Annotated in this window: 8 protein-coding genes; 7 read left to right on the top strand and 1 reads right to left on the bottom strand. The window is 70.5% G+C overall.

Annotated features, from left to right (window positions below; translation table 11 throughout):
- The first annotated feature begins 386 nt into the window (after positions 1-386).
- From ACGF2V_RS05190 to ACGF2V_RS05160, 7 genes are all read left to right on the top strand, one after another.
- On the top strand, positions 387-1,652 hold the full coding sequence (locus ACGF2V_RS05190) for an acetyl-CoA C-acyltransferase (RefSeq protein ID WP_362630643.1): 1,266 nt from the start codon (positions 387-389) through the stop codon (positions 1,650-1,652).
- Positions 1,649-3,787, top strand: coding sequence for a 3-hydroxyacyl-CoA dehydrogenase NAD-binding domain-containing protein (locus ACGF2V_RS05185; RefSeq protein ID WP_362630641.1), 2,139 nt, complete (start codon positions 1,649-1,651; stop codon positions 3,785-3,787). Before ACGF2V_RS05190 ends, ACGF2V_RS05185 begins: the two co-directional genes overlap by 4 nt.
- A 314-nt stretch (positions 3,788-4,101) precedes the next feature.
- Positions 4,102-5,925, top strand: coding sequence for a stealth family protein (locus ACGF2V_RS05180; protein ID WP_362630638.1), 1,824 nt, complete (start codon positions 4,102-4,104; stop codon positions 5,923-5,925).
- Positions 5,922-7,049 carry a DegT/DnrJ/EryC1/StrS family aminotransferase gene (locus ACGF2V_RS05175; RefSeq protein ID WP_362705483.1) on the top strand — a complete coding sequence of 376 codons (1,128 nt, stop codon included), beginning with the start codon at positions 5,922-5,924 and terminating at the stop codon, positions 7,047-7,049. Before ACGF2V_RS05180 ends, ACGF2V_RS05175 begins: the two co-directional genes overlap by 4 nt.
- Positions 7,046-7,207, top strand: a complete 162-nt coding sequence (locus ACGF2V_RS05170; RefSeq protein ID WP_362630632.1) for a hypothetical protein — start codon at positions 7,046-7,048, stop codon at positions 7,205-7,207. Before ACGF2V_RS05175 ends, ACGF2V_RS05170 begins: the two co-directional genes overlap by 4 nt.
- Positions 7,208-7,296: 89 nt before the next feature.
- Positions 7,297-8,934, top strand: a complete 1,638-nt coding sequence (locus ACGF2V_RS05165; protein ID WP_362630630.1) for a stealth family protein — start codon at positions 7,297-7,299, stop codon at positions 8,932-8,934.
- Complete coding sequence (locus ACGF2V_RS05160; RefSeq protein ID WP_362705485.1) at positions 8,931-10,913, top strand: glycosyltransferase; 1,983 nt, start codon at positions 8,931-8,933, stop codon at positions 10,911-10,913. Before ACGF2V_RS05165 ends, ACGF2V_RS05160 begins: the two co-directional genes overlap by 4 nt.
- 45 nt (positions 10,914-10,958) lie before the next feature.
- On the opposite strand, the gene ACGF2V_RS05155 is transcribed toward ACGF2V_RS05160, so the two are convergent.
- Positions 10,959-12,050: a hypothetical protein gene (locus tag ACGF2V_RS05155; protein ID WP_362621596.1), complete on the bottom strand. Its 1,092-nt coding sequence runs from the start codon at positions 12,048-12,050 to the stop codon at positions 10,959-10,961.
- Positions 12,051-12,303: the final 253 nt, after the last annotated feature.

Here is a 12,303-nt window from a genome sequence, read left to right as displayed (position 1 = left end):
TAGGGCGTGTTTCGACAGTGGCGTCGTCCGCCCGAAGGGCGGGCCCGCGGCGTCCGGTGCGGTGCATCGCAAGGCGGAGGGTCGTCCTCGTACCGAGCGTACGTGGACGATCCCGACAACGTGGCGAGGCGCCGTGCCAGGCGTCGCGGGCCGGACGGGACTTTCGAAACACGCCCTACGCCCCGTCCGGCTTTCGGCGTTCCCGGACCGGCCGGGGTGTGCGCCGCCCACCGCGGTCGTGCACCCCCGTTCCCCCGTCGTGTGACCTTCGCCGCTCCGGACGCAAGGGGTGGGCAGTCTGGTTACCCGCAAGTAGCATGAGGGTACGGCGTGCCCTCGGGCGCGCTCCGCAGCAGTGCCATCCCGCACCCTGGAGGAGAGCCACCGTGCCTCGTACCATCCGGGACGTCGTCTTCGTCGACGGCGTCCGCACCCCGTTCGGCAAAGCGGGCCCGAAGGGCATCTACCACGAGACCCGCGCCGACGATCTCGTCGTGAAGGCCATCCGGGAGCTGCTGCGCCGCAACCCGGCCCTGGACCCCGCGAAGATCGACGAGGTCGCCATCGCCGCGACCACCCAGATCGGCGACCAGGGTCTGACGCTGGGCCGTACCGCAGGGATCCTGGCCGGTCTGCCGCAGTCGGTTCCCGGCTACTCCATCGACCGCATGTGCGCGGGTGCCATGACCGCCGTCACCACGACGGCCGGTTCCATCGCGTTCGGCGCGTACGACGTCGTCGTGGCCGGTGGTGTCGAGCACATGGGCCGTCACCCGATGGGCGAGGGCGTGGACCCGAACCCGCGCTTCGTGTCGGAGAAGCTGGTCGACGAGTCCGCGCTGTTCATGGGCATGACCGCGGAGAACCTGCACGACCGGTACCCGTCGATCACCAAGGCGCGGGCCGACGAGTACGCGGTCCGCTCGCAGGAGAAGGCCGCCAAGGCGTACGCCGACGGCAGGATCCAGCAGGACCTGGTGCCGATCTCCGTGCGCCGCACCAACCCGGAGGCGATGGGGTCTCCCCTGCTCGAGCGAAGCCGAGAGCTTGGGGAAGAGACGGGCTGGGGCCTGGTCACCGCCGACGAACCGATGCGCCCGGGCACCACGCTGGAGAACCTGGCGGGCCTCAAGACCCCGTTCCGCGTCCACGGCCGGGTCACCGCCGGCAACGCGGCCGGTCTGAACGACGGCGCGACCGCCTCGATCATCGCCTCCGAGGACTTCGCCCGCGAGAACGGCCTGCCGGTCAGGATGCGCCTGGTCTCCTACGCCTTCGCGGGCGTCGAGCCCGAGGTGATGGGTTACGGGCCGATCCCGGCCACCGACAAGGCCCTCGCCAAGGCGGGCCTGTCGATCGGGGACATCGGCCTGTTCGAGATCAACGAGGCGTTCGCCGTGCAGGTGCTCGCCTTCCTGGAGCACTACGGCATCGCCGACGACGACGCGCGCGTCAACCAGTACGGCGGCGCCATCGCCTACGGCCACCCGCTGGCCTCCTCCGGCGTCCGTCTGATGACGCAGCTGGCCCGCCAGTTCGAGGCGCAGCCGGAGGTCCGCTACGGCCTCACCACCATGTGCGTCGGCTTCGGCATGGGCGCCACGGTCATCTGGGAAAACCCTCACCACAAGGACGCCGGAGGCAGCAAGTGAGCACCACCGCCGAGCTTTTGAAGGGTGCGGCCGAGCTGTTCCCCGACGAGGTCGTGACGCAGGCGCACGTACGCCACCTCGACCTCCCGGCCGGTGCGGGCCGGTTCGCCCTCATCACGCTGGACAACGGCCTGGACCACACCAAGCCGACCACCTTCGGGCCGCAGTCGCTGGCGAACCTGAACGCCGCCGTCGACCAGGTCGAGAAGGAGGCCGCCGAGGGTGCGATCGTCGGTGTCGGCATCACCGGCAAGCCGTTCATCTTCGCGGTCGGCGCCGACCTCAAGGGCGTCGAGCTCCTCAAGAACCACGCCGACGCGCTGGCCATCGGCAAGGGCGGCCACGACGTCTTCCGCCGCCTCTCCGCTCTCGCGGTCCCCACGTTCGCGTACTACAACGGCGCGGCGATGGGCGGCGGGGTCGAGGTCGGGCTGCACTGCACGTACCGCACCGTCTCCAGGGCGCTGCCCGCGTTCTCGCTGCCCGAGGTCTTCCTCGGGCTGGTTCCGGGCTGGGGCGGCTGCGCGCTGCTGCCGAACCTGATCGGTGCCGACCGCGCGGTGTCGGTGATCATCGAGAACTCGCTGAACCAGAACCGTCAGCTCAAGGGCGAGCAGGTCTTCGAGCTCGGGATCGCCGACGCGCTCTTCGAGGGCGCAGACTTCCTTGAGCGTTCGCTCGTGTGGACCGCGGACGTGCTGAACGGCACGGTCACGGTGGAGCGCCCGGAGATCGACCGCGGGGACGCCTGGGACCAGGCCGTCGCCCGCGGCCGGGCCATCGCCGACTCCAAGGTGCACGGCGCCGCCCCTGCCGCGTACCGCGCGCTGGACATCATCGCGGCGGCGAAGGACGGCGACCTGGACGCCGGCTTCGACGCCGAGGACCAGGCCCTCGCGGACCTGATCATGGGCGGCGAGCTGCGTGCCGGGCTCTACTCCTTCAACCTGGTGCAGAAGCGCGCCAAGCGCCCGGCCGGTGCCCCGGACAAGAACCTGGCCCGTCCGGTCACCAAGGTCGGTGTCGTCGGCGCCGGTCTGATGGCCTCGCAGCTGGCGCTGCTGTTCCTGCGTCGTCTGGAGGTGCCGGTCGTGCTGACCGACATCGACCAGGAGCGGGTGGACAAGGGCGTGGGCTACGTCCACGCCGAGATCGACAAGCTGCTCGGCAAGGGCCGTATCAACCAGGACAAGGCCAACCGCCTGAAGGCCCTGGTCTCCGGTGTGCTGGACAAGGCGGAGGGCTTCTGCGACGCCGACTTCGTCATCGAGGCCGTCTTCGAGGAGATCGGTGTCAAGCAGCAGGTGTTCGCGGAGGTCGAGGCCGTCGCCCCGGCGCACGCGATCCTCGCCACGAACACCTCGTCCCTCTCGGTCACGGAGATGGCGTCGAAGCTGAAGCACCCGGAGCGGGTCGTCGGCTTCCACTTCTTCAACCCGGTCGCGGTCCTCCCGCTCCTGGAGATCGTCCGGGGCGAGAAGACCGACGACGCCTCGCTCGCCACCGCGTTCGCCGTGGCGAAGAAGCTGAAGAAGACCGCGGTGCTGGTGAAGGACGCCCCGGCGTTCGTCGTCAACCGCATCCTCACCCGCTTCATGGGCGAGATCCAGAACGTCATCGACGAGGGCACCCCGGTCGAGACCGCGGAGAGGGCGGTGGAGCCGCTCGGCCTGCCGATGTCCCCGCTGGTGCTGTTGGAGCTGGTCGGCCCGGCGATCGGCCTGCACGTCTCCGAGACCCTGAACCGCGCCTTCCCGGACCGGTTCACGGTCTCCGAGAACCTCGCGGCGGTCGTGAAGGCGGGCAAGCGCGGCTTCTATGTGTACTCCGCCGAGAACCCGGCGAAGCCGGAGCTGGACCCGGAGGTCGCCGCGCTCCTCGAGCAGGGCGACGTCGTCCTGACCGAGCAGCAGGTCCGCGAGCGGGTCCTGGACGCGGTGGCGCAGGAGATCGGTCTGATGCTGGACGAGGGCGTCGTCGCCGAGGCCCAGGACATCGACCTCTGCCTGATCACGGGCGCCGGCTGGCCGTTCCACCTGGGCGGCATCACGCCGTACCTGGACCGTGAGGGCGTCTCGGAGCGGGTGAACGGCAAGCGGTTCCTGGCGCCGGGCGTGGCGAGCGTTCCCGCGTAACCCGCTGGAACACCCTGGTCCGAGCTTCACGAGAAACACACAAACGGAATCACGGCGGGCCGTACACATCTCGTGTACGGCCCGTTTTCGTGCGCCCAAAAGTCCGAATCGTAACCGATTCGGGATTTTTACTTTCAAGATCAACCTTATTTCCTTGTTAATCTTCACCTCTGCGACACACCTGCTTCACTTGGCCGCACCGTACGGTGGCTCGTCCACCCCACACTCCGCACGACCGAGCAGCCGGCGCGTCGCCGTCACAGCACAGATTGCTCGCCATGCGGCCGAGCGGGGGAACACGAGGTGGTCGAGCGATGGGCAATCCCGAGGCCTCCACACTCGTACGCCTCTACCGACGCCTTCTGCCGCACGCGCTGAGACAGCGCCTCGTGAGGATCTTCCCGGCGGACAGCCGACTGCTCCTGCAGCGCTGCCTCGCGGGGCTGGGCGGTGCCTGGCGCGGTCTGCGCACGTGGCTGAGCCTGCGTCTCGACAAGCGGCTGCGCCGGGACCTGCGCAGGACCGGCGTGCGGGCCGTCTGGTCCGGGGGCAGGCTCCGGACCGCCGAGGTCACCGAGGGCCTCACCCCCTCCGTCGCCCGGGCCACCAACCTGCTGCGCGTCTGCGAGGTCCTGGAACGGCACGGCATCCCGCACTTCTGCGTGCGCGGCAGCTCCGTCACCATGACCGCCGTCGCCGTTCCCGCGAGCGAGCGCGCGCGGGCCGAGCGGGCCCTGCGGGTGAGCGCGCTCGCCGCGGGGGCATTGGTCGCGGGCGACACGAAAGGGGGCCGCCCACTCCACGCGGATCAGCGGGGCTCCTGGGCACAGCTCTCCGGAGAAACGATTCTGCGCTTGTGGTGGCCGCTCACCGACCCCACAGGGCGCTGGACGCTGGGACCGAACCACGCATGCACCGTCGAGTTCTGGGCGGAGGAGGACGCGCTGCTGATCGCCCCTGTCCCCAACCTGACCGCGACGGCCGTCGTCGCCGCCGAGAAACCGGTGCGCGTGCCGGTCAGCCACTTCACGGGGCCGGTCAGCGGGGTGCCGGACGATCTGCCGCGGGTGAGCACGCGCTCCGAGTTCACGCTCTCCCTCCCGGACGAGGTCACCTTCCCGGTGGACGCCGTCTACACCTGGGTCGACGGAGCCGACCCGGAATGGATCCGCCGCCGCGCCACGGCCCTGGGCCGCACCGACTACCACGAGCAGGCCATCAGCGCCGCCCGGTTCACCAGCCGCGACGAACTGCGCTACTCCCTTCGCTCACTGCACCAGTTCGCCCCCTGGCTGCGCACCGTCTACCTGGTCACGGACGGGCAGGTGCCCGCCTGGCTGAACACCGCCCACCCCGGCATCGTGGTCGTCCACCACCGCGACATCTTCACCGACGCGTCGGCGCTGCCGACCTTCAACTCGCACGCCATCGAGAGCCAGTTGCACCACATTCCCGGGCTCTCGGACCACTTCCTGTACTTCAACGACGACGTCTTCCTGGGCCGCAGCGTGACCCCGGGCGAGTTCTTCCACGCCAACGGGCTCTCCAAGTACTTCCCCTCCAACGCGCTCGTCCCGATGACCCCGCCCTCCCCGGACGACCCGCCGTCGGAGATCGCCGCGAAGAACAACCGCGTCGTCATCGCGGGGACCTTCGACCGCGTTCTGACCAGGAAGATGAAGCATGTGCCGCACTCGCTGCGCCGCGACGTCCTCCAGGAGATCGAGGAGCGCTACGCGGCCGAGCACCGGCTGACCCAGCACTCGCGGTTCCGCAGCCCCGGGGACCTCTCGATCACCTCCTCGCTGCACCACTACTACGGGCAGCAGACCAGTCGTTCGGTGGTGGGAAAGATCCGCTACACCTATCTGGACCTGGCGGCGCCCACCACCGGACGGCATCTCAACCGCCTGCTCGCCCAACGCGACTACCACACCTTCTGCATCAACGACACGGTCGACGACCCCGACACGGCCGAGGCCCGCACGGCGATGCTGAGGACCTTCCTGGAGAGCTACTTCCCCGTCCCCAGCCCCTACGAGCAATCCGATCCCGGTATCCCCCGGTCCCTCGACCGACGGGACACGAGCCGGTCCGAGCAGCACCGGCATCCCGACCTTCTCGAAATGGAACGATGACTCACGACCAGCACATGATCCGCGCGGCAGCCCCGGTGATCGGAGAGGACGAGATCGAGGCCGCCGTGCGCGTACTGCGCGGCGGCATGGTCGCCCAGGGACCCGAGGTCGCCGCCTTCGAGGAGGAGTTCTCGCAGATCGTCGACGGGCGGCACTGCGTCGCCGTCAACTCCGGTACCAGCGCGCTGCATCTGTCGCTGGTGGCACTCGGCATCGGCCCGGGCGACGAGGTGATCGTCCCCTCCTTCACCTTCGCCGCGACCGCCAACGCCGTCCGTCTGGCCGGCGCCACCCCGGTCTTCGTGGACATCGAGCGCGACAGCTTCTGCCTGTCACCGCAGGCGGCCGAGGCCGCGATCACCCCGCGCACCGCCGCGATCATGCCCGTGCACCTCTACGGGCACCCGGCCGCGATGGGCGCGTTCACCGCGCTGGCCGAGCGCCACGGTCTCGCGATCGTCGAGGACGCGGCACAGGCCCACGCCGCCTCCCTGGACGGCACGCCGGTGGGCGCGTTCGGCGCGGCCGCGTGCTTCAGCTTCTACCCGACCAAGAACATGCACAGCCTGGAGGGCGGCATGGTCACCACGGGCGACGCCGCGGTCGCCCGGACCCTGCGGCTGCTGCGCAACCAGGGCATGGAGCAGCGGTACGCCAACGAGATCGTCGGCTTCAACGTCCGCATGACGGACGTCGCCGCCGCGATCGGCCGTGTGCAGCTGCGCAGCCTGCCCGCCTGGACTCGGCAGCGCCGTGCCAACGCGGCCGCGCTCGACGCCGGTCTGCGAGGGGTCGTCACGCCGCCGGTCGCCGAGGGGGCCGAGCACGTCTACCACCAGTACACGATCCGGATCGGCGCAAAGAGCGGCAAGGACCGCGAAACGGTCTCGCGCGAACTGCTGGAGCGCGGCATCGGCAACGCGGTCTACTACCCCACGCCGGTGCACCGCCTGGCTCCCTTCCGGACGGGCGAGAAGGTGCTCGGTCATACCGCGGGCGATCTGTCCGAGACGGAGCGGGCCGCCGCGGAAGCGCTCTCCATCCCCGTGCACCCCATGCTCACCCCGCAGGAGCTGGACCGTCTGACGGCCACCGTCAACGACGTCGTCGCAGGCCGGGCATGAGCACGTACGAGCCGCCCGGCGCCGGGCTGACCGGCCTCGGCTCGATGGGCCGCAGCCACGCACGGATGCTGCACGGCCCGGAAGGCGTCGAACTCGTCGCCGTCGCGGACGGGACCGCGACCGGTCCGGCACCCCGTCAGCCACTGACCGCCGTCTGACCCGTCGGGTGCGGGCCCCGCCGACCGGCCCCGCACCCGACGGAGTCGTCCCGGCGTCCCGAGGACGCACCTACGTACTGGAGTATTCGTTGATCCACCCGATCAATGCCGAGGTGGACCGACCGCAGCGCCCGTTGCCGCCGGGGCTGCACGAGGTCCCCGTGGGCATGCACCGCCGCCTGACGCACGTACAGCCCGGTCTGACGCCGCTCGCGGTCCGCGCCCAGCACCTGGAGCTCGTCTCCACGGCGCTGACCCGGGCCGGCATCGAGCACTTCGTGGTGCCCGGGACCGAGGACACCTCGTCCGTGGTCGGTGTCCGGGACACCGAGCGGAGCCGGGTCGCACAGGCACTGCGGGGGCTGTTCGGCCGGAGCCCGGGGTACATCCAGCGCAAGGTCCCCGTCCAGCGCACCAGCGAGCTGCTGCACCTCGGCTCCCGCGAGGCGTCCTGGCAGAAGCTGGAGACCGTCGACGTGCTGCGCGTCGTCTGGTTCCGGGCCGACCCGTCGGGCGACCTGGTCTACGGCACCGAGTACGGCTGCGACATCGAGTTCTGGCGGGAGGAGGAGGGCCGGCTGCTGCCGCCGCGGATCAACCGGGGCGCGAGCTTCCTGCCCGCGCGGGGCGAGATGACGCTCGTCCCCGCGCACCGCTTCTCGCGCCTCGCACCGCAGGAGGCGGACACCGCGCCCCGGCAGCGCCGCTGGGGACGCAAGCCGAAGCAGACGGGGCTGCCGACCCGCCGGGAATTCGTCTGCACCGGTCCCGACGAGATCACCTTCCCCATCGACGTCGTCTACACGTGGGTGGACAGCGACGACCCGGCCTGGCAGCGCCGCCGGGCCGCGGCGTCGGGCGACGTCTTCCACGAGGAGTCGGCGAGCGCCGGACGCTACGTCAACCGCGACGAGCTGCTCTACTCGATGCGCTCGCTGCACATGTACGCCCCCTGGGTGCGGCACATCTTCCTCGTGACCGACGACCAGGTCCCGCACTGGCTCGACGAGTCCGCCGAGGGGATCACCGTGGTCTCCCACCGGGAGATCTTCCGTGACACCAGCAAGCTGCCGGTCTTCAACTCCCATGCCATCAGCGCCCAGTTGCACCGGGTTCCGGGACTGTCGGAGCACTTCATCCACTTCAACGACGACGTGTTCGTCGGTCGGCCGATCACGCCTCACGAGTTCTTCCTGCCCAACGGGGCGTCCAAGTACTACCCGGACACCGTCCGCATTCCCATGGGCCCGGTCCAGCCGGACGACCTGCCGCACGAGGTGGCCCGCAAGAACGTCCGCGCCCTGCTGGAGGACCGGTTCGGCCGCACCATCATCGACGCGATGAAGCACACCCCCGTGCCGTTGCGGCGCAGTGTGCTGGAGGAGATGGAGCGGGAGTTCGCCGACGTCTTCCGGGCGACCGCTGCCGCGCGCTTCCGCAGCCGTACCGACATCGACGTCGGTACCTGCATGTATCCGTACTACTCCTACTTCACCGGGCGGGGCGTGCCGGACTCCGTCCCGTACACCTATCTCCATCTCTCCATGGTCCAGCTCTCCCGGAAACTGGACCGGCTGCTCAAGCGACGCGACTCGGCGGTCTTCTGCGTGAACGACTCCTTCACCACCGAGGACGACATCGCCGACCAGGAGGCACTGATCCACCCGTTCTTCGAGGCGTACTTCCCGCTTCCCAGCCCGTACGAGAAGTCCGCGGCGACACGATGAAGATCGAATTCCTGGTCCAGAACGCCTATGCGGCGGACGGCACCACCCGTGCCGTGATCAACCTCGCGGACGCCCTCGCCGACACGCACGACGTCCGGATCGTCTCGGTGTTCCGCTGGCTCAACCGGCCCGCCGTCGCGCCCGCCCGCGGGGTGCGGGTGGTGCCGCTGCTCGATCTGCGCGAGGGCCGTCGCCCGGACAAACAGGACGAGCGCAGGCTCACCCCGTCCCGGGTCGTTCCGCGTACGCAGGAGATGTCCTGGCGCTACAGCCTGCTGACGGACGACAAGGTCGAGGAGCACCTGCGGGCGAGCCAGGCGCAGGTGGTGGTCGCCACCAGTCTCGAACTGGCCGCCTACGTCTCCCGCTGGGGCAGACCGCGGGCGTTGCGGCTGGGGCAGTTGCACCAGCTGAGCACCGTGCTTCCGCAGGCGGAGCAGAGCCGCGCCTGGGCGGGGTTCGGACGGCTCGACGCGGTCGTGGTGCCGAGTGCCGAGGAGGCCGAGGCGATCACCCGGGCGGGACTGCCGGGCGGTATCGCGATCCACTCCCATCCCGACTGCGTGCCCGATCCGCGGGTGCGCCCCGCCGACGGGCGGTCCCGGATCGTGATGGCGGCCGGAAGGCTCGTCCCGGAGAAGCGGTTCGACCTGCTCGTCCAGGCGTTCGCCCAGGTGGTGGCGGTGCGTCCGGACTGGCAGCTGCGGATCTTCGGGACCGGCCCGGAGTACGGCCGGCTGCGGTCCCTCATCGCCGAACTGGAGCTGTACAACCATGTGTTCCTGATGATGGAGGAGCCCCGGTTGGAGGCCCGGTGGGCCGCCGCGGCCATCGCGGCCGGGACGTCGGACCGGGAGTCGTTCGGCCTGGCCCTGGCCGAGGCGATGCGCTGCGGGCTGCCCGTCGTCGCCACCGCCTGCCCGGGCGGACCGCGCGAGATCGTCCGGCACGAGGTGAACGGCCTGCTCGTGCCCGTGGACGACGCCGACGCCTTCGCCGCAGCGCTGCTGCGCCTGATCGACGACGAACCGGAACGCCTGGCACTGGGCCGTCGGGCCCGGGAGGACTCGCGGGCCTACGGCCCCGAGGAATCGGCGGAACGGTTCGAGAGGGTGATCAGAACGGCCCGCCGGGTCCGCCGGGAGAGCCGCCCCGCCGCCGAGGTCGCCGTCTCCTGCGAAGTGACGCGGAACGGGCTGGTCAATCTGTGTCTGGAAGGCGTCCGGGACGGCCGCGACGACCTCGAACTGGTGCTGCGCAGACGAAAGGCGGCGCGCGGCGAACAGCCCGTCAGGCTGCCGCTGCTGCCCGCCGGGGGACCACTCCCCCACCGGTACGAGGCACTGATTCCGCCGGATCCCGAAATTCTCCCCGAAGGTCGCTGGGACGTCCATCTGGACACCGGTGACGGCAGGCCGGCGAAGGTCCGGCCGGGCGCCTTGGACCTGCGCGGCCTCGGACCGGTCGCCACCGGTCCCGCGTACACCGCCGTGCACCTGCCCTACGCGTCCGAGAGCGGTCATCTCGTCCTGCGCACCTGGACCCGGGAGCGTCATGCCGAGGCGACCGAGGTGTGGGGCCACGAGGGGGTCCTGCACGTGCGGGGGCTGCTCTACGGCTCCGACTTCGGCGGTGCGGAGCCTTTGCTGCTGATGCGCAGGCGGGGTGTGGGGGAAGCGGGTTTCTGGCTGCCCGGCGTCTCCTCGGGCGGCGCCGACTTCTGCTTCTCGCTGCCCGCGTCCGATCTGGCCGAGCATCTGGTGTCCCGGCACGAGCTGTGGGACCTGTGGGTGGGCCGTCGTCACGACCCGGTCGTGGCGCGGCTGGGCCGCTTCCTGACGGACGTGGTGGACGTGAAGGGTGTGTTCGCCTACCCCACGACGGTGGTGCCCACCGACGAGGGACAGCCGGTCATGGTGAAGCCGTACTTCACGGCCGGTACCGAACTGTCGGTCCGGGTCTCCGAGAAGGCGGAGTGACGGCGCGTGGTCACGACCGGGCTGTGTCGTCGATGTGCCGCCGGTTCACAGCCGGATCCAGTGCTCCAGCACCATGCCCTGCTGGTCGGTGCGCTGCCGGGTGACGCTCATCCGGCCGTCCCGGTCGATGGCCGCGACGACGAGCCGTCCGTCGCGGTCCAGGGCGAGCGCCGGAGTGCCCTCGCAGGACTGGAGGGTGTCCGCCCACCAGGCCCCGGCGGATTCCAGCTCGGTCGGGTAGGCGGTGAGGGCGAGGGTGCCCGCCCGTTCCCGCTGGGCCAGCACGGTGCAGTCGTAGCCGTCGACGAGGCAGCGGCCGAGAGCGAGCGGGCCGCTTCCCGAGTGGCCGCCCAGTGGGGCGGGCGCGACATCGGGGGCACCCGCCTCCGCCAGACGGTAGGCGACGATCTCGCCGGACTGCTCGTCACGCCAGTAGTGGGTGATCCGGCCCTCGTGGGTCTCGGTGCCGGAAGCCGTCTGCGGCCGGGCGATGAAGACGAGGTTGGGGGCCCGGTCCAGCGCGCCCCCCGGGGTGTCCTGCCGCCACACGTACACGCCCTTGTCGGCGGGCATGAACAGCTCGATGCGACCGGACCGGGTGACGACGGCGGACAGACCCTCACGCACCCGCTTGCACGGCAGGGACGTCCACTTGCCCCAGACGCCGCGCGGGTCGCGCCTCCGGGTGGACACTCCCCCCATCGCGTTGCGGACGAACACGTGCAGCGCGTCGCCGCCGTCGACGACGGCGACCGGGGCGCCGATGGCCGACGCCTTCTCGGCGTCCTTTCCGTGCGGGTTGCCGATCGAGTGCCAGCCGGTCATGGGACGGCCGGCCTGGTACTGGGAGGCGTACACGACCTCGACGGGCGCGTGGGGGTCGTCGGCGGTGCGCCGCAGGCCGAACACGTCGGCGAAGCCCGTCGCGCCCCGCGCCACGCACAGGTACGGCAGCATCCGGGCGTCGGGGAGCAGGAGTTCGGGCGCGGTCCAGTCGTCGCGTCCGGCCGGCGATTCGGTCCAGCGGACGATGCCCCCGCTTCTGGCCGGGGCGTATGCGGTGAGGCGGCCGTCGGGCGCCGGGGTCAGCCAGTCCGCCCTCGGCGGCGCTGCCGCCAGGAGTTCGGGGGCGGTCACGGTCTCCCGGGCCGGTCCGGCAGGAGTCCTCCGGGAGGAAGCCGCGGCACGCCTACGCCCCGTACGCAAACCCATTGATTCCCGACCGTTCTTCACTGAATGCTCTTTCCGGTGCCGAACGGCGTTGGGCGGAGCCCCATGTGCCTCTGATGAGTGACCAGTTTGGACACAACAGCAACAACTGATGTCAGAATAATACTAGACAGGGTCGATTTCATGCCGATTTCTGTCGCACCATGCGACTTTGAGGCAA

The sequence above is a fragment of the Streptomyces sp. NPDC047982 genome (assembly GCF_043204165.1).
GTDB lineage: Bacteria > Actinomycetota > Actinomycetes > Streptomycetales > Streptomycetaceae > Streptomyces.
The sequence above is the reverse complement of the archived record's forward strand: the minus strand, read 5'-3'. Positions and strand labels throughout refer to the sequence as shown.